The organism is Streptomyces coryli, assembly GCF_011044975.1.
Lineage (GTDB): Bacteria > Actinomycetota > Actinomycetes > Streptomycetales > Streptomycetaceae > Streptomyces > Streptomyces coryli.
In genome coordinates this window covers 48,476-73,899 of sequence record NZ_JAAKZV010000006.1, presented here as the reverse complement: position 1 = coordinate 73,899, position 25,424 = coordinate 48,476, and the positions used below count along the sequence as shown (strand labels likewise).

Sequence of the window (25,424 nt, the reverse complement as noted above, 5' to 3'; positions counted from 1 at the left end):
TGTCAGCCGCCCGGGGCTGGTTCCGCTTTGGGTACCGCTCTGACCAGGCGGCGGACCTGAATGATGTAGAGGATTCCTGCCCACCAGTACAGAGCAGTACCCCAGCCTGCGAACGCCCATCCGAAAATAGCAGAGAGTGACGACAGCCAACCACTTCCGTCACTGAGGAGCAGCAGCGGGAAGGCGTACATGAGATTGAGTGTGGCGGCTTTGCCGAGGAAGTTCACCTGGGGCGGCGGGTAGCCGTACCGGCGCAGCACCAGGACGGCGACCGCCAGCATCGCCTCCCGGGCGAGCAGCACGAGCGTCAGCCACAGCGGCAGGATCTCGCGCCAGGTCAGGCCGACGAGGGTGGACAGGATGTAGAGCCGGTCGGCGGCCGGGTCGAGGATCCGGCCCAGGCTGGAGACCTGGCCCCAGCGGCGGGCCAGCTTGCCGTCGAGATAGTCGCTGATGCCGGACAGGGCGAGGATCAGCAGCGCCCAGCCGTCGTTCTTCGGCCCGCCGAACTCCGGCCACAGGATCAGCCAGAGGAACAGCGGCACGCCGACGAGGCGCGCCATGCTGAGGATGTTCGGGATGGTGAGGACCCGGTCCGTCTGGACCTCGTTCTCCTGGACCTCCACCCGCGTTCCTCCCGGGTCACATGTGCCGACGATGCCCCTGACCTTACCCGTACCGTTTCGGCGCGGTCCGGGCGGCTCCTCCGTCCCGCGCCCCGTCTGGCGCTCCTCCGTGCGGAACCTTTACCTCCTTTTGGTTACGCTTCGAGTGCGGCGTCCCGCCCAGGACAGGCAGCGGCGGTGCACCCGCGCACAAGTACATGGAGGCTCTCCGAATGACCACTGTTTCGTCCCCGCTGAGCGGTACCGCCATTGGGCTGGCGGCCGTGCCCGATCCGGTGTTCTCGGGCGCGATGGTCGGCCCCGGCACCGCCATCGACCCCGAGCGCGGCCCGTCAGAGGCCGTCGCGCCGGTGGACGGCGTGGTCGTGTCGCTCCACCCGCACGCCTTCGTGGTCGTCGACGACGAGGGGCACGGCGTGCTCACCCACCTGGGCATCGACACCGTCCAGCTCAACGGCGAGGGCTTCGAGCTGCTGGTCGCCAAGGGCGACCGGGTCAGCCGGGGCCAGGTCCTGATCCGCTGGAACACCGAGGAGGTGGAGAAGGCCGGCAAGTCGCCGATCTCCCCCGTGGTGGCGCTCGAGGCGACGCCCGAGGCGCTGTCCGACGTGGTCGACAGCGGCGCGGTGAAGGCCGGGGCGGACACGCTCTTCGGCTGGCAGTGACCGCCGCCGGCGTATCCGGCCACGCGCTGCGCCAGAAGACCGCGGCGCGCACGACCCACTTCCCCCGCAACAACCGGAGACTGTGAACATCATGGAGACAACCCTGCGAGGCGTCGGTGTGAGCCACGGGGTGGCGATCGGCGAGGTACGGCACATGGGCACGGCGGTGCTTGAGCCGCCGGCCAAGCAGATCCCGGCCGATGCGGCACCACGCGAGCAGGAGCGCGCCCGCAAGGCCGTCGAGGCGGTGGCCGCCGACCTGATGGCCCGCGGCCAGCTGGCCGGCGGCGAGGCGCAGGCGGTGCTCGAGGCGCAGGCGATGATCGCGCAGGACCCCGAGCTGATGTCGGACGTGGACCGCCGCATCACCGTCGGCAGCTCCTCCGAGCGCGCCGTCTACGACGCCTTCGCCGCCTACCGCGAACTGCTCGCGGGCGCCGGTGAGTACATGGCGGGCCGGGTCGCCGACCTGGACGACGTGCGCAACCGGATCGTGGCCCGGCTGCTGGGGGTGCCGATGCCGGGGGTGCCGGACAGCGACGAGCCGTATGTGCTGATCGCCCGCGACCTGGCGCCGGCCGACACCGCGCTGCTCGACCCGGCGCTGGTGCTCGGCTTCATCACCGAGGAGGGCGGCCCGACCAGCCACAGCGCGATTCTCGCCCGTGCGCTGGGCGTGCCCGCGATCGTGGCGCTGCCGGGTGCGGGCGAGCTGCCCGAGGGCTCCGTGGTGGCCGTGGACGGCTCCACCGGCGAGGTCTTCGTCAATCCGGACGCCGACCGCCGCGCCGAGCTGGCCAAGCAGGCCGAGGAGCGCAAGGCGGCGCTGGCCGCCGCCACCGGTCCCGGCGCCACGTCCGACGGGCACAAGGTGCCGCTGCTGGCGAACGTCGGCGGCCCGGCCGATGTGCCGGCCGCCGTGGAGGCGGGCGCCGAGGGCGTCGGGCTCTTCCGGACCGAGTTCCTGTTCCTGGACGACAGCAAGTCCGCGCCCACCGAGGCCGCGCAGGTCGAGGCGTACCGCAAGGTGCTGGAGGCCTTCCCCGAGGGCCGGGTCGTGGTGCGCGTACTGGATGCGGGCGCGGACAAGCCGCTCGAGTTCCTGACGCCCGCCGATGAGCCGAACCCGGCGCTCGGTGTGCGCGGACTGCGGTCGCTGCTCAAGCATCCGGACGTGCTCCGCACGCAGCTGACCGCGCTGTCGAAGGCGGTCGCGGGACTGCCCGTCTATCTCGAGGTCATGGCCCCGATGGTGGCCGACCGGATCGACGCCAAGGACTTCGCGGACGCCTGCCGCGAGGCCGGGCTGAACGCCAAGTTCGGCGCGATGGTGGAGATTCCGGCAGCGGCGCTTCGGGCGCGGTCGATCCTGCAGGAGGTCGAGTTCCTGTCGCTGGGGACCAACGACCTTGCCCAGTACACCTTCGCGGCGGACCGCGAGGTGGGGGCCGTATCGCGGCTGCAGGACCCGTGGCAGCCGGCGCTGCTCGACCTCGTGGCCATGTCCGCGGACGCGGCCAAGGCCGAGGGCAAGAGCTGCGGCGTGTGCGGTGAGGCGGCGTCGGATCCGGTGCTGGCGTGCGTGCTGACGGGACTTGGCATTACGAGCCTGTCGATGGGTGCCGCCGCGATTCCCTACGTCCGGGCGACGCTGGCCAAGCACACGCTGGCGCAGTGCGAGCGGGCGGCGGCGGCCGCGCGCGCGGCGGACAGCGCCGAGGAGGCGCGCCGCGCCGCGCAGGCAGTGCTCTCGGGCGAGTAACGCGGCCCGGTGACTCACGGTGCTCGTGGCCCTCATGCCTCCTCCTCCGGAGGCGTGAGGGCCCAGCCCTCCGCGTAGTCCACGCCCGGTTCCGGTGGGATCGGGTCGCCCGTAGTCGCGTCCGTGCAGTACGCGTTGAAGACCTCGGCCGCCGTCATCGGCTCGAGCCAGGAGTCGTGCACGCGCCAGGCGCGGACCGTGTCGGGAGTGGCCTGGCTCCGTAGGACCAGGCCGCCCGGGCTCGCGGTGACAAAGCCCGCCGCCAGGACCGTGCACAGGCGCAGCGCCTCCTCCTCCGTGATCCGGCCGGCGGAGACATGCGCCGCCGCCACCAGCGGGGCCTCTGGGTCGTCCTCGACGCTCACCACCACGTGGTGGATCCCGGCGTCCAGCCGCTCGCACAGCGCCGCCAGCGCCGCCGAGGCGCGCTCGAAGCCGTCGCGCCCGACGTGGGTGCCGCAGTCGGTGCACTCCCCCGCCGTGGCCAGCAGCGTCGCCGCGTGTTCGCCGCTGCGGCGGCGCACCGCCTCCTGCAGGAGCTGGTCCAGGAGGCGGTCCATCGGCTGGCCCGCATACGGCACGGAGGTGCGGGCCGCCGCCGCCTGGGACGTATAACGCGCCCTCGACGACGCCGAGTCCGGGTCCATGCCGCGCCGGGCGCAGTAGGCGGCGAAGTCGTCCGGCTCGAAGAGCGCGACCGTCACCGGCGCACCGCGCGCGGCCAGCGCCCGTAACAGCCCCTCGACATGGCGGAGATACGCGAGGTGGTCGCCGGCGTGCCTGAAGGAGGCATATCTCCTTATCGACTTGTAGTCGTCGACATCCGCCAGCAGCCCCACCGTGCTCGCCGTCTCCCGGCGCAGCAGCTTCCGCGGTGATACGCCCTTTGGTCCGCCCTTGCGCTCCACGACTCCCCCTCGATGAGCTCCAACCCGATGCTCACCGAGAGTAGTCGCCGCCACTGACAGTGACAGGAAAAGCGGCCGGCTAGCCCCGCTCCCGCCCCAGCTTCTCGTAGAAGCCCAGCAGATCCACCCGGTCCACCGACCCCGGATTCACCGCCTTCTCCATCGGCGTCCCCTGCAGCAGCCGCTTCACCGGGACCTCGAGTCGCTTGCCGGTCAGCGTGTGCGGCACCGCCGCGACCTCGATGATCTCGTCGGGTACGTGCCGCGGCGAGAGCTGCGTGCGGATCGTCCGCTTGATGCGGTCGCGCAGCTCATCGTCCAGCGCCGCGCCCTCCGCCAGGGCCACGAACAGCGGCATCCAGTAGCCGCCGTCCGGCTGCTCCACGCCGATCACCAGCGACTCCCGCACCTCCGGCAGCCGCTCCACCGCCTCGTAGATGTCCGCCGAACCCATGCGCACGCCCTGCCGGTTGAGCGTGGAGTCCGAGCGCCCGTGGATGACGACCGTGCCGCGCGACGTCAGCGTGATCCAGTCGCCGTGCCGCCACACGCCCGGGAACATCTCGAAGTAGCTCTCCCGGTAGCGGCTCCCGTCCGGGTCGTTCCAGAAGCCCACCGGCATCGACGGCATCGGCCCCGTCACCACGAGCTCGCCGACCTCGTCGACCAGCGGCTTGCCCTGCGGGTCCCACGCCTGCAGATCCGTGCCCAGGCACGCCGCCTGCAGCTCGCCCACGTACACCGGCAGCGTCGGCACCGCGCCGGCGAAGCAGCTGCACACGTCCGTGCCGCCGCTCACCGAGGCGATCCACATGTCCTCGGCGACCTCGTCGTGGATCCAGCGGAAGCCGTCGGGCGGCAGCGGCGAGCCGGTCGTGGCCACGCACCGCACCCGCGACAGGTCCAGGTCCCGGCCCGGGTGCACCTCCGCCTTGCGGCACGCCATCACGTACGCCGCCGAGGTCCCGAAGAAGGTCGCGCCGGTACGCTCCGCCACCCGCCACTGCGCGTCCACCGCCGGATAGCCGGGGCTGCCGTCGTACAGCACCACCGTGGCGCCCACCAGCAGCCCGGAGACGAGGAAGTTCCACATCATCCAGCCGGTGGAGGTGTACCAGAAGAAGCGGTCGCCGGGACCCAGGTCGCAGTGCAGCGCCAGCTGCTTCAGATGCTCGACCAGGATGCCGCCCTGCGACTGCACGATCGCCTTCGGCAGGCCCGTCGTGCCGGACGAGTACAGCACCCACAGCGGGTGGTCGAACGGCACCTGCTCGAAGACCGGTTCCGCATCACCCGACACCAGCGCGTCCCACGACAGCGCGCCTTCCGGCGCCTCGCTCCCCAGCAGCGGTACGTGCACGAAGGCGCGCACCGTGGGCAGTTCGCGGCGCAGCTCGGCCACCGTGTCGGTGCGGTCGTGCGCCTTGCCGCCGTAGCGGTAGCCGTCGACCGCGAACAGCACCACCGGCTCCACCTGCTGGAAGCGGTCGAGCACGCTGCGGGCGCCGAAGTCCGGTGCGCAGGAGGTCCATACGGCGCCGACCGCGGCCGCGGCCAGCAGCGCCACGGTCGCCTGCGGCACGTTGGGCAGATAGCCGGAGACCCGGTCCCCGTGGCGTACGCCGAGCCGGCGCAGCTCGGCGGCCAGCGAGGCGACCTGGGCGCGCAGCTCGGCCCAGGTGACGGTCACGGGTGCGGCGTCCTCGGTCGCGTACAGCAGCGCCGCCTCGCCCGCCCGCGCCGGGTCCTCGGCGACCCGCAGCGCGTGCTCCGCATAGTTCAGCGTCGCGCCGGGGAACCACCGTGCCCCGGGCATCCCCGCATCCGCCAGCACCGTCTCGTACGGAGTGGAGAACCGCACCTCCGCCCAGGCCGCGAAGGCGCCCCAGAAGGCCGCCGGCTGCTCCGCCGACCACCGTTGCAGCGCCCCGTACGACGCGAGATGGTCGCCCGGCACCGGCGCGGGGGCGCCGTGCTGCTCGGCGGCCCAGGCGTGGAAGCGGGTCAGCCGCGCGGCGTCGGCGCGGGCCGGATCCGGTGTCCACAGAGGGGCGGGTGCGGATGAGGGTGACATAGGCGTTGCTCCGGCTCCCGGGTCGCGGGCTCGGCACTGAGCCCAGGGCTTGTGCCTGGGACGATGCCATGTGATCCACTGCTTGACCAGGGCGGCCGCCACACATCGCACCACCGGCCCATGTGGTCCCCAGCCGCCTCGCCTCGGGCCAATGACGGGCCACCAGGCGGTGAACGGCGGCTTAACTCTTCCCTCACCCCCTGCCCTCGGTGGCAGTGTGGCCAGCATGAACGCTCGTGCCCTGCTGCGCTCCTGGCGCACGGCCTACCGGCAGCACCGCGCCGGCGCCGCCGCCGTGGGCCGGCAGGGCTCCGAGCGGGCCCGGATGCCGGGCGCCGCGGTGGACGCCGTGCCGCTGCCCGGCGGCGGGCTGCTGCACTTCGCGCGGTCGTCGCTGCTGGTGCGGGTGACGTCGGGCGGGGCGGTGTTCTGCGGGTGGGACGGGGCCGAGCCCGAGCCGTCGTACGCCCTCGCCGCCGGCTGCCCCGAGCCCGACACCCGCGCAGGTCTCGAGCCGGACAAGGACGGCGGCTGGCGGGTGGTCTCCGAGCGGGTCCTGGTCGCGGTCTCGCGGCACGGGGCGGTGGAGATCCGTACGCCGGGCGGCGCGCTGCTCCGCCGCCAGGAGCCGCCGCGCTGGTGGGAGCGCGCTGCGGGCCAGGAGGCCCGCTGGCTGCAGCGTTCGCGGCTGCCAGCGGACTCCCGCTGTTACGGGCCGGCCGGCGAGATCTCCGGCAGCCACCGGCTGTACAACCTCCCGTCCGATGGGCAGCACATCACCATGCCCGTCCAGTGGGTCGTCTCCGACGCCGGCAGCCATCTGCTCTTCCACGACACCACCTGGGACGGGCGGCTGGCCTGGTACCCGGGCGAGGAGGGCGCGGGCTCCGGTCACGACCGGGCGGCGGGCTGCGAGATGCGCATCGACGGCGGGCCGCTGCGCTACTGGGTGCTCGCCGGCGGCCCTTCCCGCATCCTGCACAGCTGGACCGCGCTGACGGGCGCCCCGCTCGTGCCGCCGGCCTGGGCGCACGGGCACCACGCGGGTGGCATCGCCGACGGGGAACGGCTGGAGCGGCTGGCCGCCGGGTACGCCGAGCGGGAGCTGCCGTTGAACGCGGTCCATCTCGCCGCCGGGCCGCGCCCGTTCGCGGTCCCGTATGTGCAGGCCGGGCGGCTGCGCGCGGACGGGGTGCGGCTGGTCTGCGAGGTGGCGCCCGACGTACCCGCGGAGCCCGGGGATCCGGTCTACGACGCGGGCGCCGAGGCCGATGTCTTCGTCCACGAGGCCCGCGGGCGCACGGCGTTCCCGGACTTCACCGACCCGCGGGCGCGCAAGTGGTGGGGCGGTCTGTACGCCGAGGGCGCCGCCCTCGGCTTCGCCGGCGTGGCGCACACCCGTAACGAACCCGCCGCCTTCCCGCCCGCGGCCCGGCACAGCCTGGACAGCCGCGGCGGCGACCACCGCGAGGCACACAACGTCTACGCACTCACCATGGCCCGTGCGGGACACGAGGCGCTCACCGCGCTGCGGCCCGGCGAGGCGCCCTTCCTGCTGTCCCGCTCCGGCTGGGCCGGGCTGCAGCGTTACGGCGGCACCTGGACCGAGGCGCCCGCCGACTGGGCCGCCCTGCGCGCCGCGGTGCGCCGCACGGTGGGGCTCGGGCTGTGCGGGGTGCCGTTCACCGGCCTCGATGTCGCCGCCGAGGACGACGAGCTCTATCTGCGCGCCCTCCAACTCGGCTGCCTGCTCCCCTTCGTCCGCACCCTGTCCGCCCCCTGGGAGCATCACGAGCCGGTGCCCGAGCACGCCCGCGCCGTCCTGCGCGCCCGCGCGCGCTTGGCCCCGTACCTGCGCACCCTCGCCCACATCGCCCACCTCACCGGCGCCCCGTACGCCCGCCCGCTGTGGTGGCACCACTCGTCGCACCGCGCGCTGCGCGCCTGCGACGACGCCTTCCTGCTCGGCGACGCGCTGCTGGTGGCCCCGGTCCTGGCCCCCGGCGAGCGGCGCCGCGAGGTGCCGCTGCCCCCCGGCCGCTGGTACGACACCGCCACCGGGCGCGCCCACGGCGGCGGCCGGGCCGTCCTCGACGCGCCGCTGGACCGCATCCCGGTGCTGGCCAGGGCGGGCAGCGTGCTGCCGGTGACGGGCGCGGACGGCAGCGTCGTGCTGGAGGTGTGGGCGCCGGCGCCCGGCCGTACCGGCACCGGCGCACTCGCCGTCGAGGACGCCCGCGGCGAGGTGCACTTGGAGCGCTTCACCGCGCGCCGGACGGGCGGCGTGACCGTGGCCCGCGACGACGGTACGGAGCCGGGGCGGCCGGTGCGGCTGCGCGGGCTGTGAGCAGGGAGGTCGGTGCGGTGGCCGGCGGGGCGTGGGTTACCGTGGCGGCCGCACACTCATTCGGAGGGGACCGGGGGGAACGATGAGCACGCCGCCGCAGAGTCCGTACGGACAGCAGCCACCACAGGGATACGGCGCACCGGGGTACGGCCAGCAACCCGGCCAGCAGCCCCCCGCCTACGGCGCCCCGGCCTACGGCCAGCAGCCCGCCCCGTACGGCGCGCCGCCCCAGCAGCCGGGCCCGTATGGCGCCCAACCGCAGCCCGGCTTCTACCCGCCCCCGCCGCCGAAGAAGTCGAACACCGGCAAGATCCTCGCCATCGTCGGCGGCGCCCTCGTCCTGGTGATCATCCTTGCCTACGCCGGCATCTCGGCGCTCACCCGCGGCGGCGTCGGCACCTCCACCCCCGACTACGAGGTCACGCTCCCGAAGACCCTCGAGGGCGGCAAGCTGAAGCTCAAGCAGGACCTCACCCAGCAGATGAAGGACGGCCTGAAGGCCCAGGGCGACTCGCAGCCGGACGAGCTGCGCTCCGGCCTCTACACCGGCGGCACGGACCAGCTCGTCTATCAGGGCGGCGTCGACTCGCGCAGTGACAGCGAGTCGGCCGAGGAGTACCTCAACGGCGCCGAGGAGGCGGACGGCACCTCGCCGGGCACCGAGCACAAGAAGATCCAGCCGGCCGGATCCGGCGAGACCTGGCTGTGCGCGGTGATGGTCAAGGAGCAGTACGGGCAGAAGATGTCGATGCCCACCTGCGCCTGGACCGAGGACGGCGTCCTCGTCGCCATCGTCGACGGCAGCCCGGGCACCATGACCAAGTCCCCCGCGGACATCGACCTCGACGCGCTCGCCGAGCGGGCGTCGGGGGTCAAGGACGAGGTCCTCGTCCCGGCCGAATAACCGGCACGACAGCCGAGTGCCCTGCGGCGCCGCCCGCCGCAGGGCACCTGTCGGCGTCGGGCGCCGTCACGCCCGGCCGCACTCCTTCGAGTATGAGCGCAGGAGCGCGCACGCGTACGGACATTGCCCCGAATAGGGCCTTCCGGATTATCGCCGTCCGGGCGTCAGCGACCGCCGCTCCACCGGGAAGTCGAAGAATGTCCCGGGGAAGGTCTCCGGCTTGTACGTGTAGTGCCACCACTCCTCGGGCAGGTTGCTGAATCCCTCGGCCTCCAGGGTGTCCTTCAGCAGCAGCCGGTTCGCCTTCTGCTCGCCCTTGATGCGCGGGTCGAGGGTGTGCGACAGGGTGTCGAAGCAGTCGAAGCCGGTCCCCATGTCGACGGAGTTGTCGGGGAAGCGCTCGTCCTGCGGGGCCGCGCAGTCGACGAGTTCCTCGCCGGGGACGTACGGGCGGGTGGGCTGCGCGGGCAGCTTCACCACGGTGAGGTCCACGGTCGAGCCGCGGCTGTGCCCGGACTTCTCGGCGATGTAGCCGTCCGCGAAGAGACGGTTCTTCTCCACCCGCGGGTAGAACTCGGCCTTCATCCGCTCGTCCTCGAGGTCCTTCGCCCATTCGACGAAGTGGTTCACCGCGCGCTGCGGGCGGTAGCAGTCGTAGACCTTGAGGCTGTAGCCCTTCTTCAGCAGCTGGCGCTGGGCGCGCTGCAGGCCCTTCGCCGCGTCCTCGGTGAGGATGCACATCGGCTTCTTGTAGCCGTCGATGGGCTCGCCGACGAAGTTGTGCGGCGTGAGGTAGCGCATCTCCTGGATGATCGTCGGGGCGACGTCGTTCAGCGCGACGAATTCCTTCGGCGCCTTGGGCTCGGGCTTGGCCTGCGCCGTGGTGGGGGCGGTCGCGGCGGCGAGGAGCGCGGCGGAGGTGACGGCGAGGGTGCGGAGTGCGGTGCTTGATCTCGTCATGGCCCCTTCCTTTATCACTCCCCCGGCTGTATCCGTAAGGCAGCAGACTTTCTGACACGCCGTCAGATGACTACTGGAGGGAAGCCATGGCGCCCACCCGCACGCCGGCCGTCGCCGGTCTGTTCACCGAGGACGGCGATCCGCGCGGCTTCCGGCTGCTCGGGACGCGGTGCGCCGCCTGCGGGGCGCTGTTCTTCCCGCGCGAGGACGACTTCTGCCGCGATCCCGGCTGTACCAGCACCGAGTTCATCGAGGTGGCGCTGTCGCCGCGGGGCCGCATCTGGTCGTACACCGACTGCCGCTACCCGCCGCCGCCCCCGTATCCGCGTGATCAGGACCGGGAGTGGGAGCCGTACGCGCTGCTCGCCGTGGAGCTGAAGGAGGAGCGGATCGTGGTCATGGGGCAGGCCGTGCCCGGGGTGCGCACCGAAGAGCTCGAGGTGGGCATGCCGGTGGAGCTGGTGCCGGGGGTGCTGCACGAGGACGCCGATCGCGTCCTGACCACCTGGCACTGGCAGCCCGAGCGCGCGACGGAGGGAACCCGGTGACCGGCGAGATCGCGGTGCTCGGCGCCGCCATGCACCCCTGGGGCAAGTGGGGGCAGAGCTTCGTCCGTTACGGCGTCGCCGCCGCCCGCTCCGCCCTGGCCGACGCCGGACTCGCCTGGGACGCCGTCCAGTCGGTCGTCGGCGCGGGGTCGGTCCGCTGCGGCTATCCCGGCTACGTCGCGGGTTCCACCTTCGCCCGCGCCATGGGCCTCAACGCCACCCGCGTCACCACCGTCTACGCCGCCTGCGCCTCCGGCTCCCAGGCCATCGCCGCCGCCCGCGACCAGATCCTCGCCGGGGACTGCGAGGTCGCGCTCGTGATCGGCGCCGAGTCGGCCCCCAAGGGCTTCTTCGCCCCGAACGCCGGCGAGCGCCCCGACGACCCCGACTGGGTGCGCTTCCGCCTCCTGGGCGCCACCAACCCCGCCTACTTCGCCCTCTACGCCCGCCGCCGGATGGCCCTGTACGGCGACACAGTCGACGACTTCGCGCAGGTGAAGGTCAAGAACGCCGCAGCCGGCGCGCAGAACCCCAACGCCCGCTATCCCAAGGCCGTCGACGCCTCCGAGGTGGCCGCCTCCGCCGTCGTCGCCGACCCGCTGCGGCTGCTCGACATCTGCGCCACCTCCGACGGCGCCGCCGCCCTGGTCCTGACCAGCCTCGACTTCGCCCGCCGGCACGGCGCCGACAAGCCGGTGCGGATCCGGGCCGTCTCCACCCGCACCCCCGCCTACCCGCGCTCCGACCTCGACTTCCCCGACATCGCCACCGACGCGGACGGCGCGGGCGCGACCGCCTTCCGCGCCCAGCTGGCGCAGGCGGCGTACGAGCAGGCCGGGCTCGGCCCCGACGACGTAGACACCGCCGAGGTGTACGACCTGTCCACCGCCCTGGAGCTCGACTGGTACGAGGCGCTGGGCCTCGCCGCCGAGGGTGAGGGGGCGAAGCTGCTGCGGGCCGGCGACACCGCGCTCGGCGGCCGGATTCCGGTCAACCCCAGTGGCGGTCTGGCGTCCTTCGGCGAGGCGGTGCCCGCTCAGGCCATCGCGCAGGTCTGCGAGCTGACCTGGCAGCTGCGCGGGCAGGCCGGCGGCCGCCAGGTGCCGGGGGCGCGTACCGGCATCACCGCCAACCAGGGGCTATTCGGCCACGGCTCGTCGGTGGTCGCCGTCCGCTGAGCCGCCCCTGCCGCGAGACGGTGGACATACACAACAACCCTTCGTGTCCACCGTCTTGACGCCCTCACACCCCCGGTGAAAACTGCGCGATGTCAGCTGGCAGCGCCGCCAGACGGCCCCCGTAGCGTGGAGCCGTCGGTTCCCCTCCGGCGATCTGCCGCCACTGGCGACGGCCCGGTCCGCACGTCGTCGAACGTCGCCGCGCATCCAGCTACCTGGGGGCAAGCATGAACGACAAGTACGTAGCCGCAATCGACCAGGGAACCACTTCGAGCCGCTGCATCATCTTCAACGAGGCCGGCGGCATCGTCGCCGTCGACCAGCGCGAGCACCGCCAGATCTTCCCGAAGCCGGGCTGGGTGGAGCACGACGCCACCGAGATCTGGTCCAAGACCCAGGCCGTGGTGGCCGGCGCACTCGCCAAGGCGGGCCTGCGCGCCGACGAGCTCAGCGCCGTCGGCATCACCAACCAGCGCGAAACCACGGTCCTGTGGGACAAGGCCACCGGCAAGCCGGTGCACAACGCCATCGTCTGGCAGGACACCCGTACCGCGGCGCTCTGCAACGAGCTCGGCGCCGAACACGGCCAGGACCGCTTCCGCGACAAGACGGGCCTGCCGCTGGCCACGTACTTCTCCGGACCCAAGGCCGCCTGGCTGCTGGAGAACGTGCCGGGCCTGCGCGCCCGCGCGCAGAACGGCGAGATCGCCTTCGGCACCATGGACTCCTGGCTGATCTGGAACCTCACCGGCGGCGTCGACGGCGGCCGGCACGTCACCGACATCACCAACGCCTCCCGCACGCTGCTGATGAACATCGAGTCGCACCAGTGGGATCCGGCCATCCTCAGCGCGCTCGGCATCCCGGAGGCGATGCTGCCGGAGATCCGCCCGTCGGCCGAGGCGTACGGCACCTGCACGGGCCAGCTGGCAGGCGTGCCGGTGGCCTCCGCGCTGGGCGACCAGCAGGCGGCGATCTTCGGGCAGACCTGTTACGAGCCCGGCGAGGCGAAGAACACATACGGCACCGGCAGCTTCCTGCTGCTGAACACCGGCACCCGGCCCGTCCCCTCGAAGTCCGGCCTGATCACCACGGTCGGCTACCAGATCGGCAGCGAGGCGCCGGTCTACTGTCTCGAGGGCTCCATCGCGATCACCGGCGCGCTGGTGCAGTGGTTCCGCGACCAGCTCGGCATCATCCAGAACGCCGAGGACATCGAGCCGCTCGCGGCGAGCGTGGAGGACAACGGCGGCGCGTACATCGTCCCGGCGTTCTCCGGCCTGTTCGCGCCGTACTGGCGCTCCGACGCCCGCGGCGTGATCACCGGCCTGACCCGGTACGTGACCAAGGCGCACCTCGCGCGCGCGGTGCTGGAGGCGACGAGCTGGCAGACCCGCGAGGTCGTCGACGCCATGTACCAGGACTCCGGCGTGCAGATCACCGATCTGCGGGTGGACGGCGGCATGACCGTCAACAACCTGCTGATGCAGCACCAGTCCGACGTCCTCGGCGTGCCGGTGATCCGCCCGGTGGTCTCCGAGACCACCTGTCTCGGCGCCGCCTACGCCGCGGGCCTGGCCACCGGCGTGTGGCAGAGCACCGACGAGCTCAAGGCGCACTGGAAGAAGGACCAGGAGTGGACGCCGCGGATGGAGGCGCAGACCCGCGACCGCGAGTACGCCAACTGGAAGAAGGCGGTGGAGCGCACCTTCGCCTGGGAGGAGGGCGAGGGCTCGTAACCCCGCTCCGGCAGGTCCGGCTCACAGGGCCTTGAGGCCCTCGATCACCTGGCGGAGCAGCGACTCGTCGACCTCCGCCGCGCCCATGGCGACCGCCGCCGCCTCCTCGGAGGCGGCGGCTTCGGCGGCCCGGGTCGCGGCGTCCGGCTCGGCGTCGGTGGTACGCAGCATGCCCGCCGTCAGCAGGTCCGTGACGAGCACCCGGACCACCACCGCGGGCAGGTCGAGCGCCGCCGCCATGCCGCGCGCGGAGCGCGGCCCGGCGGCGCACAGCTCGCGGATCCGGTGATGTTCCGGAGCGAGCCCTTCCGGCGGCGAGGCGTCCGGCACCGTCTCCACGCGCTCGTCCAGGGACGGGTCGGGAGCGCTGCTGAAACGGCCCCTGGTCATCGCGTACGGGCGGACGACCGGGCCGGCCTCGTCGTCGTACCAGCTGTCGGCTTGGGGCATCGGTTACCCGCCGGCGGTCCCGCCGTCCCGCCGTCCCGCGGCGAGGTGGTCGCCGACGCGCTTGACCAGGAGGGTCATTTCGTACGCGATCTGGCCGATGTCCGCGTCCGCCTCGGCGAGCACCGCGAGGCAGCTGCCGTCGCCGGCCGTGGTGACGAAGAAGAACAGCTCGTCGAGCTCCACCACCGTCTGCCGGACCGCGCCGGCGTCGAAGCGGGCCCCGACGCCCTTCGCGAGGCCGTGGAAGCCGGAGGCCAGCGCCGCGAGATGCTCGGCGTCCTCCCGCTCCACGCCCTGCGAGACGCCCATGGCGAGGCCGTCGCCGGACACCACCAGGGCCATCCGGACGCTGGCCACCCGCTCAACGAGATCGTCGAGCAGCCAGTTGAGCCGCTCCGACCCCGGCTGCTGACTGCGTGCCAGGGATTCGTACGCGTTCACCGGCCCTCTCCCTCCTGTGTCGTTTCCGCATCAGTGTGGTCTGTGCGCGCCCTGTTCCAACCACGCTGGAGGGCGGCCATCCGGTTCCGCACTTCGTCCGCGTCACGCTCCTCGGTTTCCGCGGCGGGCACTTGCGCGGCCTTCACCCGGTCGGTGCCGCGGCGTGGCTCCCGGCGGGGCAGCGGGGCGCGGCCGGTGCGCGGCTCGGTCCCGGCGGACTGTGCCTGCTGGGCGGCGGGCTGTGGCTGCTGGGCGGCGGGGGCCGCGTCGCGGGTGCGCTGGTGCTGGTCGTAGACCCGTACCGGCGCGGCCGCGGGCGACAGATCAGGCCGCCGCGGCAGGCCGGGAGCCTTGCCGGAGCCGCGCACCGGCAGGTCGCCCGAGGTGCGCTGCGCGGGCATCCGGACCGGCAGCCCGGCGGCGGACGGCGGGGCCGGCGCGGGCGCCGGTGGCGGCGGTGCCGGGCGGCGGGGCATGCCGCCGGGGGTGGAGGCGGGCGGGAGCCGCTCGGAGTGGTCCAGCAGCGCCGGCTGCATCTCGACCTCCGCGGTGACGCCGCCGCGCTCCGCGCGCCGCAGCCACACGCGCAGGCCGAGCCGGCTGGCGAGCCGGCTGACCACGAACAGGCCGAGCCGGTCGGTGTCGGCGAGCGCGAACTCCGGGGTCTCCGCCAGCCGCAGGTTCGCGTCCAGCAGCGTCTCCTCGGACATCCCGAGGCCCTGGTCGGTGATCCGCAGCGTGATGCCGTCGCCGTGCATCCCGCCGGTCGCGAGCTCCGCGGTCACCTCGACCGGGGACATCGGCGGCGAGAACACGGTCGCGTTCTCGATCAGCTCCGCGAGCAGGTGGATCAGGCCCGCCACCGCCGGGCCCTGCACCGCCGCCTCGGGCAGCGGACCGACCTCCACCCGTTCGTAGTCCTCGACCTCCGCGATGGCGCCGCGCACCACGTCGAGCAGCGGCACCGGGCGGCGCCACTGCCGCGACGGGGCCGAGCCGGAGAGGATGACGAGGCCCTCGGCGTGCCGGCGCATGCGGGTGGTGAGGTGGTCGAGCTTGAACAGGTCGGCGAGTTCGGCGTTGTCGGCCGTGCGCCGCTCCATGGTGTCCAGGAGCTTGAGCTGGCGGTGCAGCAGCGCCTGGCTGCGGCGGGCGATGTTGACGAACACGTCGGAGACGTCGCGGCGCATCCCGGCCTGCTTGACCGCGGACGTCACCGCGGCCCGCTGCAGGGTGCCGACGGCCTGCCCGACGGCGCCGATCTCGCCCTCGCCGTAGCGCCGCCGCGGCGTCTCGGCCTCGACGTCCACCTGCTCGCCCGCGGCCAGCCGCCGCAGCAGGCTGGGCAGCCGCACGTCGGCGGCGTTCTGGGCGTCCTTACGGAGCGCGGTCAGGTCGCGGACCAGGCGGCGGCCGATGCGCATCGGCACGATCACCGAGACGGCGAGCGCCAGCAGGCCGAGCACGCCGGTGACGGCGGCCTCGGTGACGGCGCGGCCCGCGAGGGTGTCGACGCGGGCCTCGTAGGAGTGGAAGGCGCCGACGGTGAGCTTGTCGGTGCCGTTGAACACCGCTTCCGTCGCGGTCGCCCACTTCTCCGGGGTGGTGGCGCGGGGCGCGGATTCGGCGCCGGCCCCGACCGCCGCGGTCTCGAGGGCGGTGAGGTTCTCGGCGGCGGCGCCCTTCCAGTAGGCCGCGAGCGCGCGGCGGTCGGTCTCCGGGAGCTCCGACAGGTTCGCGCTGTACAGGGTGCGGCGCTCGGCCACCAGCTCGGTGAAGGTGCGCATGTCGCGCTGCGTCATGCTGCCGGCGGTCAGGGCGCCGGCGAAGAGGGCGTCCTCGCGGGATATGGACTCGTGCGCGCGGACGATCTGGGTGATGGCGCGGCCGCGGCGGTCGAGGTCGACATTGCCCACGTCGTGCACGGCGGACAGGAAGCCGAAGCCCGGGTCGACCACGCCGTTGTACTCCTGCAGTGCCGCGCTGCGGGTGAGGGACTGGGTCTCGACGTCCCGGCGGACGGAGGAGAGCCGGTCGAGCGCTGCCAGCGCCTCGTCCAGCCGCTTCTCGGAGCCGGTACCGAGGTCGTCGCGCAGCCCCTGCCCGGCGGCGTTGGAGCGGAACACGTCCACCGCGGCGGTGGCCCGGCGCTCGGCATCGAGCCGTCTGTCCTCGGCGCCGGGCGCGCGGGGGTCGGCGAGAAAGACGATCGCCGCCCGGCGTTCGTCCTGCACCGCCCACAGGGCCTCCTGCGCGGGCCCGGACAGATCGTCGACCACCGGACTGAGCGAGGAGAGCCGCGCGGCGTCCCGCGCCGACAGCACGGTGGTGAGCAGCCAGATACACGACAGCGCCGCGAACGGCACTATCAGCAGCGCCACCATGGTGCGCCGAATGGACTTCCCGTGAAAACGCATGGACTCCCCAGGTCACCGATTGCACACGGGCATTGCTGCCTCCCCCCGTAAACGGCGCGAGCCTACTACTTGGTCCCATGCAACTCGTAGCCCCGTCCGGACGTTGGAACGTATGAACGCTGCGAGCTGGGTGCTTTTGTCCGGGCCTGGCGGGGGAACAGGAGTGGGTATGTCCGGTAGAGAGATGGCTGAAGCAATACCGTACGAGGAGTATGAGGAGTACGAGGAGCGGGACCAGTTGTGGGTGGACGAGCCCGTGGGCACCCCGCGGCTGCCCGATCCGGTGCGTAACGCGGCGGTGCGTGCCGTGATCATCGTGTCCGTGACGATGGTGCTGGGCATGGTCGCCGTGCTGTGCACGCTCGCCGGATCGTGGTTCGCCTTCCCCGCGCTGCTGACCTCCGTGGTGAGCACCGTCGCCGCCACATGGGGGGTGCTGGACGTCTGGGTGACCCGGCAGGTGTGGAACCAGCGGAACGGCGTCATCTCCAGCCCGAGCAGCGCGGCGCGCCGGCTGCGCCGGGAGCGGCGCAGGCAGCGGCGGTCCCAGCGGGCGCAGGCGCGTGGGAGGCCGGCGCGGACGGTGATGTCCGAGGCATGATCCGTCTTGTTCCCGCAGCATGATCCGTCTTGTTCCGGCCCCATGATCCGTCTTGTTCCGACCCCTCGTCAGATGTGACGATGTAGCGTCGGCTCAGGTGATTGCGCGCGTCAATGACCTGGCGCGGCACGGGACTTCGGGACGAACACGCGGGGGGCGCCTCCATGGCCACGGGCAGCAGTGCGATCCAGGACCTGGCGGGGGCGCTGACCGGTCCGGGGACGAAGTGGACGCTGTGCCTGGTCGGCGAGGATCAGTCGCAGAAGTTCTCGCAGCTGTCCGGCGAACTGCACCTGCCCTTCTCCGACTCCGGCGACGGCAAGCGCATTTCCTCCGGCTTCTCGTACTGGGGCGTGGAATCGACGGTCGCCTGGGTGCATGCCTGCTCGGACCTGTTCTATCCGGTCATGCGGGAAAGCATCGAGAACTTCCATGGCCGCTGGTCGCGCATCGAACTCGGCCAGAACGGGGAGCGCTTTCACTATGTGAGCCTGGGGACGGGAACCGGCCATAAGGACCGGACCATTCTGGACCGGCTGCTCCCGCACAACCCGGACTTGCGCTTTCTGCCCGTGGACATCAGCCCGGAGATGCTGCGGCTCGGCCAGCGCGAGTCGCTGCGCGGCACCGGCATCTCACTGGACCAGGTCGTCCCGGTGCAGCTGGACTTCTCCACCGCGCGGAACGCGATCGAGCTGCGCCGGCTGGTCGAGCACCTGGTCGGCGACGAGCCGGTGCTCTACTCGCTGCTGGGCAACACCCTCGCCAACTTCGAGGACGACACCGGGCTGCTGGAGCTGCTGCTCAAGGAGCTCGTACGGCCGCAGGACCGCTTCCTGCTGGAGGTGGCGAGCACCGGCGGCCTCGACGAGGAGAGCGCGCAGGCCGCGGCGCAGGAGTATCAGGCCAGCCCGCGCTTCGGGGAGTTCGTGACCAGCGCGGTCATGCACTTCACCGACCTGCACATCAACATGGACCACGTGTCGTTCACGCCCTTCGTGGAGGACGACCGGTCGGTGCTGGTGAAGGTGACCTACCAGAACAGGACCGGCGAGCAGCTGCGGCTGACGCTGCCGGACCGGAGCAGCGTGGAGTTCCCCGACCAGGACACGATCCGGCTGCTGATCACGCGCAAGTACGCGCGCAACGGGCTGGCGAAGATGATCGCCGACGCGGGGGCCGAGGAGGTCCACAGCGACCAGCCGCGGATCCCGGCGGCGTTCGGCCGGCCGAGCTTCGGGATGGACCTGATGCTGCTGCGGCCGGGCATCCCCGCGACCAGCAGCCCGCAGCCGCCGGCCGAGCCGCCCACGCCCAACCCGTTCGCCTCCTGACCGCGGTGGCGGGCGGCAGGTCGAGCGGGCGGCGCTCGGCGGCGTATTCCGTACTGACCTTCACCGCGCTGGCCGTCGCGCTCGGCGTGTGCGTCAGCTGGCTGGTGACGGCGACGCCCAAGTGGGAGCCGGTGATCCAGACGCTCGCGCTGGTGGCGGCGATCAGCGGGGTGTTCGCCGAGCGGCGGGCGGCGGCGCAGGAGCGGGAGGGCCAGGCGCTGCACGCGCTCACGGACGAGCTGCTGAAGAACACCGCGATCCTCACCGACCGCCGCTTCGAGCCCCTCGACCCGGGCCGGCCCGTGCACCGGGTCTTCCCGCGCCCGGTGCTCTCGGCCACGGACACGGCGCTGGTGTCCGGCGTGTTCGCGCACCGCAGCCACGCGGAGCTCGTCGCGCTGCTGCATGAGTGGCGGGACGCGGTGTACGAGCTGAACCGCCGGCTCGACCTCGCGGAGCTGCGCAGCTTCGTGGTCGAGGCGGAGTCGGCCGAGCTGCTGCGGGTGGACGCGGACCTGCGCCGCGAGGACGGCCACCTGGACCGCGCCCGCACGCTCCGCGACCGCATGGAGGCACTGCTGCGCGGCCGTTACGGCTACGACGAGGGCGTGGTGGAACGGCTGGGCAGGCTGCCGGCCGCGGGATGACCTGCGGTTACGAGCGCGGGTCGCACGCCTGGTCCGGGGTGGCCGTGGTGGGCTTGGCCTTCGTGCACCTGAAGGTCTCGCCGATGCCCAGCGTCCACCGCTCTTCGTAGTCCGCGGCGCTTTCGACGCGGAAGGGCTTTCCGTGATCGTCGATCGTCAGCGTGTCCTGCTTGTCCGAGGCCTCGTACGTCGCATCGATCACCCAGTCGCAGACCTGATCGCGGGAGCCGCCGGTCCACCGGGAGCCGCCGTTCCAGACCGCCTCGAACTTCAGCCGCGAGTCGGGTTCGTTGACGGACAGCGATTCGTACTGGGCGTCGGTGTACTTCGCCGCCTCCGCGTCCGGCGTGGCCTTCGTCCACGCGGGCGCCGGCTGCTCCTCGAGGTTGAAGGTGAGGCCCTTCACGCTCTGGCTGCCGGCCGTCGCCCGGTCGATGATGGTCACGGCCGCGGACGGGCGGCAGGACTTCCGGTCCAGCCGCGCCTCGAAATCCGTGATGGTCACGGGCTTGTCCCGGGTGCCCTTCAGCGTGACCTGCACCGCCGCCATTCCCTGGGCGGGGTGGTAGCAGCCGCGTACTCCGTCGCACTGGTCGCCGGTCAGGATGGGCCGGGCGCCCTTGGACCTGAGCCAGTCCCTGAGGGCCTTCTCGGGGTCCGCGCCGCCGCTGGGCCGCCGGAAGGTGTGCTCACCGAGCCGTTCGAGCTGCTCGGCCTCGGCGGCCGTGAACTTCCGGTCGAGCGCCCAGGCCCACACCTCCTTGTCCTGGTACGACCAGTCGTAGCGCACGCCCCGTACCTGGAACGGCGCCTGCTTGCGGTCGAGCCGGTCCTGCGCGTCGTCCTCGGCGGACGCCTCCGCGTCCTTGTGCGGCGGGGCGAGTTCCGCCCGCTGCTCGGCCCCGATCCAGAAGTAGCCGACGCAGAGCCCGGCAGTGATGCCCACGGTCACGAGGACCGCCCAGGCGACGAAGCGCACGCGCCTCGGTGTGCCGGGCTCGCCGGGGAGTCCGCTGAAGAGGACGTCCAGCACCCGGCGCCCGAAGCCCGGGCCGCTTCCCTGCCGCTGTTCCGACACCGGCGCCCCCGTTTCTGGTCAGAACTGCCGGGCCGAAAGTAACCGGCGGGTCAGGTGTGCCGGGGAACTTCGGGCCTTTTGGCATATACCAACCGCCGGGCGGTCATTCCGCGACAGCCGCCGTCTTACGGAAGATCCGGGTGGCGGTGACCTCGCCGTGCACCGTCTCGCCGTTGGACTGCTCGGGCAGGCCGGGGCGGAGGTGCTCCTCGACGCTGATGTACTTCAGGCCGGCGCGTAGGTCCGCATCGTTGCGGAGGCGGATGACGAGGGGGAACTCCGCCAGCGCCGTGGTGTCGAACAGGCCCGTCGTGTACAGCAGCTGGACGCCCAGGGCGTCGGCGACGGCGCGCTGCAGCTCCAGCAGGTAGGTGGCGTTGGCGCGGCCGATCGGGTTGTCGAGGAAGAGCGTCCCCGCGTGGCGGTGCTCCGATTCGGTGGTGCGGCCGCGGTCGTTGCTGCGGAGGGCGGCCATCGTGCAGTACAGGGCGATGGCGGCGGTGAGCAGCTGGCCGCCGGAGAAGACGTCGCCCATCTGCCCGACCGGGACCCGCTCGGCGCGCAGCACCGCGTCCGGCTTCAGGATCTCGACGGAGACGCCGCGCGGCTTCAGCGCCGCGTCGACGCCGCGCAGCAGCAGCGACATGCCGTCGCGCCGCATGTCGCCGCCCTTGCGGACGGCGGCGCGAGTGGCCTCGTCGATGACCTCGCCGAGGCGCTCGGTGAGTTCGGCCTGGTCGGGGTCGTCGAAGCGGATGCGCAGGAACTCCTGGCCCGACCATTCGCCGAGCCCTTCCGGCAGCCGCGACAGCCGCTGGGCCGAGCGGAGCGTGGCGAGGGAGGACTCGACCAGGCCGCGCAGCCGGTCGACGATGCTGTCGCGGTTGCGCTCCAGCTGGTCCAGTTCGTCGGTGAGGACGCGCAGCCGGGGCGCGAAGGCGGCCAGCCACTTGTCGGCGTGGTCGGGCAGCACGGCCGCGGGCAGCTCGCGGATCTGCTGCCGGGCGGGGGTGCGGACGGCCTCGTAGCGGGTGGAGTTGGCGTGCCGTACGAGGATGTCGCTGGTGTCGCGGAGCGCGGACTCGGCCGCCTGCAGGTCGGCGGCGCAGCCGCGCAGCGAGCGGCGGGCCTCGGCGGCGGCCTGGCGGGCCTGCTCGAGGGCCGCGGCGTACGGCTCCGCGTCGTCGGCGTCGCTTTCCTCGTCGGGCTGCCCGCGCAGCAGATCGCGCAGCTGGGCCGCCGTCTCCTCGAAGCCGCGAGCCGCCTCGTCCGCGGCGCGATGGGTGTACAGGAGCTCCTCGTGCGCCGCGCGGGCCTCCTCCACGGCGGCGTGGTGCGTGGCGACTTCGGCGGTCGCCGTGCGGAGCCGGGACTGGGCCTCCTCGGCATCGGCGGGGACGAGCTCGTCGGGGAGCTCGGCGTGCGCCTCGCCGTCGGCCGGGGCGAGCCGCTCGGTCTCGCCGCGCAGCCGGCCGAGCTGCTCGCTGGCGGCCGAGGCGCGCGACTCCAGGGTCTGCACGAGCTGTTCGGCGCGGGCGGCGGCGGCCTGGCGGGAGGGGGCGTCGGCGCCCTCGGTGCCTTCGAGGAGCTGTTCGGCGCGGGTGCGCACCTTGTTGCTGAGCCGGCCGAGCTCGGTGAGGGCGGCGGTGGCGTCGCCTTCGGCGCGGGCCTGCTCGGCGCGCAGGTCGGCGCCGACGCCGACCTTCTCGTAGACCTGGGAGGCGGTCCGGTACGCCTCGCGGAGTGCCGGGAGGGAGGCGGTGGGCGGCTCGTCGTCGATGTCGTCGGGGCTGCCGGCGATCTCGGCGCGCTCGGCGCGCAGGGCGTGGGCGGTGCGGCGGGTGTCGTCGGCGGAGCGCTGCGCGGTGCGGCGCTCCTCGTCGGCGGCGCGGGCCCGCTCCAGGCAGGCGGCCGCCTTGGTCTCGGACTCGGCGGCCTCGTCGGTGAGTTCACGTACCCGGGCGGCCCAGGCGGAGCGCTCCCGCAGCCGGTGCGCGAGGCCCGCGAGGGCGTCGGCGGAGCGGCGGGCGCGCTGCGCGGCCTCCTGCCGCTCTTCCCGTACGGCCGCGGCCTCGGTGGCCGCCTCCGCCGCCTCGTCGCGGGCGGTGTGCGCCTCGGCGAGCTGCTTGGCGGTGTCGGCGGCGGTGGTACGGGCCGTCTCCGCGGCCTCGGCCAGCTCGGCGAGGCGGCCCGGCGGGCAGCCCGTACGCCAGGAGGCGAGGCGGGCGGCGAGCGCGCGGTCCTCGGCGACGCGGGCCGCGAGGACGCGGATGTCCTCGTCGCGGACCATGGCGTCGTCGCGGAGCCGGCGGCGTTCGTCGTCGGCGGCGTGTTCGTCGTGCATCGCCGGGTTGGGCGGGACCAGGAAGACGCCGTCGCGCTCGTCCTTGCCGGTGGGGGCGAGCAGCGCGGCGGCGGTGCCGACAGCGACGGCCGAACGGGGCAGCAGCGCGGCCTCGTCGAGGATCTCGCGGGCGCGCTCGTGGGTGTCCGGGTCGGTGATGACGACGCCGTCGACGAGCTCGGGGCGGGCCGCGAGGACGCGGGCGTGGTCGGCGGGGTCGACAGCCTGCGCGAGATAGCGCCAGCCGGGGAGGGCGGGGACGCCGTGCTCGCCGAGGAATTCGACGGTGTGCAATACGTCCGGGCCCGGCGGGAGCAGGCCGCCGTCGCCGAGGGCGCCGAGGATGCGGGCGTCGTCGGCGGCGGCGGTGCGGAGGTCGAAGAGCTGGCGCTCCGCGGTGCCGACGCATTCGTCGAGGAGTTCGCGGAGGGCTTCGGCGTTGCGGTCGAGCTCTTCGGCGGTGAGAGGGCCGGTGTCGCTCCCGGGGCTCCGCACCGGACCCCGATCAGCGCTCCGCGCCTCGGCCTCAAGCGCCGGCCGGGCTTGAGTGTTGGTTCCGCCGCCCGGCAACCCCAGCAGCTCCGCCAGCCGCTCCTCCCCCGCCAGCGCCGTCGCCTCCGCGTGCTCCGCGCCGTACGCCGACGCGGCGGCCTCCGCCGCGTCCGCCGCTCGGGCCGCGGCCAGCTCCGCGCGGGCCAGTTCCGCCGCGGTTTCCTGGGCCCGTTCGCCGGTGCGGGTGGCCAGCTCGCGGGCCGCGTCCCATGACGCCACCGCTGCCTTTTCCGCGTCGCTCGCGGCCAGGGCGGCCCTGGCCGGGTCCGTGTCGGGGGCGGTGCCGTCGAGCCAGCCGGCCCGTACCGCCTCGGCGGTCTCCTCCTGGACCTCCGCCAGGCGCTGGCCCAGGTGGTCGGCCTCGCTGCGCGAGCGCTGCGCGGCCGTGGCGGCGGCGGTGGCGTCGCGGTGGGCGGCCTCGCCCTCCTCCTGGAGTGCGGCGGCGCGCTCGTCCGCCTCGTTGGCGCGCCGTTCGCCGTCGTCGGCGGCCGCGTCCAGGGCGCGGATCAGGGCGCCGGCCGCCTTGGCCCGCGCGGCGAGCGCGGGGGCCGCGTCCCGCTCCGCCTCGTGGATCGCCGCCGACACCCTGGCCGCGCGGTCCGCCGCCGTACGGTGCCGGAGCACCGCCTCCGCCGCCTGCCAGGCGGACTGCTGGGTACGGGCGTCGGCCAGCTCGCGCTTCAGGCGGGCGGCGGACTTCTCGGCGGCGGTGAGGGCGAGGGAGGCGTGCCGGTAGGCCAGTTCGGCGGCGATCGCCTCGCTGCGGGCGCGGCGGGACTCGGCATCGCCGACCGTGTGCGCGGCGTCGGCGAGCTGCCCGGCGACCGCGGCTCCGCGCTCGCTCTCCTGCCCGGCTCGGGCGGCGAGTCGCTGCACCAGAGAGCGGGTGCGGCGCTCGGCGCCGCCGTGGATGTCCCGGGCCCGGTCGCGCCGCTCGGCGGCCTCCACGATCGCCTGCAGCAGGTCAACGGAGCCTGCCGTGAAGTCGCGCTCCGCGGTGAGTTCGGCGCGGCGGCCGAGCTTGTGCGCGAAGCCGTGCACCAGGTCGGCGAGGCCGTCCGTGTCGCGGGTGTCGGTGACGGCGCGGAGCAGCAGGTCGGTGAAGTCGGAGTCGTTCTTGACGGCGAAGAGGCCCGCGGCCTCGCCCTCGTCGGCGTTCATCTCGCGCTGGTAGCGGAAGAGTTCGGGGTCGAGGCCGAGCTCGCCGAGGTGCTCGTTCCAGCGCTCGTGGATGTCCTCCCAGCCGATCTCCAGGTGCGGATACGCCTTTCCGGCCTCGGTGAGCGCGTCCTTGAAGCCCTTCATCGTGCGGCGGCGGCCGCGCTCGGCGACCGGCAGCGAGTCGAGGCTCAGCCCGGGGCCAGGCCGGAAGGAGTACCAGGACTCGGCGAACTTCCGCGGGTCGCTGGAGACCTGCCGCCCGCGCCACTCGCTCACCTTGCCGACGACGACCGTCTCGCCGGTGAGGGTGTGCTGCCACTCCAGGGCCACATGCCCGCAGTCCTCGGCGAGCAGGAACTTCCGCAGCACGCCGGAGCTGGCGCCGCCCAGGGTGTTGCGGTGTCCCGGCAGCATGACGGAGAAGATCAGCTTGAGCAGTACGGACTTGCCGCCGCCGTTCTCCAGGAAGAGCACGCCCGCGGGCGCGGGCCGGCGCGGCGGCCCGCTCGGCTCGTCCTCGAAGAAGTCCCCCTGGGCGGGCGCCGGCTGCGCCACCGGGTCGCCGACGCCGCGCAGGTCCAGCACGGTGTCCGCGTAGCGCGCGCCGGCGGGCCCGATGGAGTAGAGGCGGATCCGGGACAGCTCGTACATGGACTCTCTTCAGGTCGTCGGGTGGCTGGCGGGGGAC

19 protein-coding genes are annotated in these 25,424 nt (G+C 73.3%); 10 read left to right on the top strand and 9 right to left on the bottom strand.

Annotated features, from left to right (window positions below):
• Window positions 1–2 precede the first annotated feature (2 nt).
• Window positions 3–626, bottom strand: a complete 624-nt coding sequence (gene clsA / locus G5C51_RS03210) for a cardiolipin synthase ClsA (protein WP_165231207.1) — start codon at window positions 624–626, stop codon at window positions 3–5.
• A gap of 212 nt (window positions 627–838) precedes the next feature.
• Here clsA and G5C51_RS03205 point away from each other — a divergent pair, with 212 nt between their 5' ends.
• Both G5C51_RS03205 and ptsP read left to right on the top strand, forming a co-directional pair.
• Window positions 839–1,291, top strand: a complete 453-nt coding sequence (locus G5C51_RS03205; RefSeq protein WP_165231205.1) for a PTS sugar transporter subunit IIA — start codon at window positions 839–841, stop codon at window positions 1,289–1,291.
• A 91-nt stretch (window positions 1,292–1,382) separates the two neighbouring features.
• Window positions 1,383–3,053, top strand: coding sequence for a phosphoenolpyruvate--protein phosphotransferase (gene ptsP / locus G5C51_RS03200; RefSeq protein ID WP_165231202.1), 1,671 nt, complete (start codon window positions 1,383–1,385; stop codon window positions 3,051–3,053).
• Window positions 3,054–3,085: 32 nt separating this feature from the next.
• On the opposite strand, the gene G5C51_RS03195 is transcribed toward ptsP, so the two are convergent.
• Both G5C51_RS03195 and G5C51_RS03190 read right to left on the bottom strand, forming a co-directional pair.
• Window positions 3,086–3,961: a hypothetical protein gene (locus tag G5C51_RS03195; RefSeq protein WP_165231199.1), complete on the bottom strand. Its 876-nt coding sequence runs from the start codon at window positions 3,959–3,961 to the stop codon at window positions 3,086–3,088.
• A gap of 79 nt (window positions 3,962–4,040) precedes the next feature.
• Window positions 4,041–6,035, bottom strand: a complete 1,995-nt coding sequence (locus G5C51_RS03190; RefSeq protein WP_165231196.1) for an acetoacetate--CoA ligase — start codon at window positions 6,033–6,035, stop codon at window positions 4,041–4,043.
• A 226-nt stretch (window positions 6,036–6,261) separates the two neighbouring features.
• On the opposite strand from G5C51_RS03190, the gene G5C51_RS03185 reads away from it, so the two are divergent.
• Window positions 6,262–8,382 carry a glycoside hydrolase family 31 protein gene (locus tag G5C51_RS03185; protein ID WP_240929346.1) on the top strand — a complete coding sequence of 707 codons (2,121 nt, stop codon included), beginning with the start codon at window positions 6,262–6,264 and terminating at the stop codon, window positions 8,380–8,382.
• An 82-nt stretch (window positions 8,383–8,464) separates the two neighbouring features.
• The gene (locus G5C51_RS03180) at window positions 8,465–9,286 is read left to right on the top strand and encodes a hypothetical protein (RefSeq protein ID WP_165231189.1); all 822 of its coding nucleotides are present in this window, start codon (window positions 8,465–8,467) and stop codon (window positions 9,284–9,286) included.
• Between the two features lie 147 nt (window positions 9,287–9,433).
• On the opposite strand, the gene G5C51_RS03175 is transcribed toward G5C51_RS03180, so the two are convergent.
• A complete protein-coding gene (locus G5C51_RS03175; RefSeq protein WP_165231186.1) occupies window positions 9,434–10,246 on the bottom strand; it encodes a M15 family metallopeptidase in 813 nt (270 codons plus the stop codon).
• Between the two features lie 86 nt (window positions 10,247–10,332).
• On the opposite strand from G5C51_RS03175, the gene G5C51_RS03170 reads away from it, so the two are divergent.
• The 3 genes from G5C51_RS03170 to glpK all read left to right on the top strand — a co-directional run bounded on the left by G5C51_RS03170 (window position 10,333) and on the right by glpK (window position 13,711).
• Window positions 10,333–10,794, top strand: a complete 462-nt coding sequence (locus G5C51_RS03170; protein WP_165231183.1) for a Zn-ribbon domain-containing OB-fold protein — start codon at window positions 10,333–10,335, stop codon at window positions 10,792–10,794.
• A complete protein-coding gene (locus tag G5C51_RS03165; RefSeq protein ID WP_165231180.1) occupies window positions 10,791–11,972 on the top strand; it encodes a lipid-transfer protein in 1,182 nt (393 codons plus the stop codon). Before G5C51_RS03170 ends, G5C51_RS03165 begins: the two co-directional genes overlap by 4 nt.
• 227 nt (window positions 11,973–12,199) lie before the next feature.
• Window positions 12,200–13,711 (top strand): glycerol kinase GlpK, encoded by a 1,512-nt coding sequence (gene glpK / locus G5C51_RS03160; protein WP_165231177.1) that lies wholly within the window; start codon window positions 12,200–12,202, stop codon window positions 13,709–13,711.
• A gap of 21 nt (window positions 13,712–13,732) precedes the next feature.
• Here glpK and G5C51_RS03155 read toward each other — a convergent pair whose 3' ends face one another.
• The 3 genes from G5C51_RS03155 to G5C51_RS03145 are packed head-to-tail and all read right to left on the bottom strand — an operon-like array spanning window position 13,733 to window position 17,019.
• Entirely contained in the window at window positions 13,733–14,161 is a 429-nt protein-coding gene (locus G5C51_RS03155; protein WP_165231174.1) for a DUF742 domain-containing protein, read from the bottom strand.
• A gap of 3 nt (window positions 14,162–14,164) precedes the next feature.
• Entirely contained in the window at window positions 14,165–14,602 is a 438-nt protein-coding gene (locus tag G5C51_RS03150) for a roadblock/LC7 domain-containing protein (RefSeq protein ID WP_338117995.1), read from the bottom strand.
• Window positions 14,599–17,019, bottom strand: coding sequence for a sensor histidine kinase (locus G5C51_RS03145; protein ID WP_165231171.1), 2,421 nt, complete (start codon window positions 17,017–17,019; stop codon window positions 14,599–14,601). Before G5C51_RS03145 ends, G5C51_RS03150 begins: the two co-directional genes overlap by 4 nt.
• A 184-nt stretch (window positions 17,020–17,203) precedes the next feature.
• Between G5C51_RS03145 and G5C51_RS03140 the strand changes: the two genes are divergently transcribed.
• From G5C51_RS03140 to G5C51_RS03130, 3 genes are all read left to right on the top strand, one after another.
• Window positions 17,204–17,620, top strand: coding sequence for a hypothetical protein (locus tag G5C51_RS03140; RefSeq protein WP_165231168.1), 417 nt, complete (start codon window positions 17,204–17,206; stop codon window positions 17,618–17,620).
• Window positions 17,621–17,784: 164 nt separating this feature from the next.
• A complete protein-coding gene (locus G5C51_RS03135) occupies window positions 17,785–18,954 on the top strand; it encodes an L-histidine N(alpha)-methyltransferase (protein WP_165231165.1) in 1,170 nt (389 codons plus the stop codon).
• 5 nt (window positions 18,955–18,959) lie between these two features.
• Window positions 18,960–19,601 (top strand): hypothetical protein, encoded by a 642-nt coding sequence (locus G5C51_RS03130; protein WP_165231162.1) that lies wholly within the window; start codon window positions 18,960–18,962, stop codon window positions 19,599–19,601.
• Between the two features lie 7 nt (window positions 19,602–19,608).
• Here G5C51_RS03130 and G5C51_RS03125 read toward each other — a convergent pair whose 3' ends face one another.
• Both G5C51_RS03125 and G5C51_RS03120 read right to left on the bottom strand, forming a co-directional pair.
• The gene (locus G5C51_RS03125; protein WP_165231159.1) at window positions 19,609–20,679 is read right to left on the bottom strand and encodes a hypothetical protein; all 1,071 of its coding nucleotides are present in this window, start codon (window positions 20,677–20,679) and stop codon (window positions 19,609–19,611) included.
• Window positions 20,680–20,782: 103 nt separating this feature from the next.
• A complete protein-coding gene (locus G5C51_RS03120; protein WP_165231156.1) occupies window positions 20,783–25,387 on the bottom strand; it encodes a hypothetical protein in 4,605 nt (1,534 codons plus the stop codon).
• Window positions 25,388–25,424 lie beyond the last annotated feature (37 nt).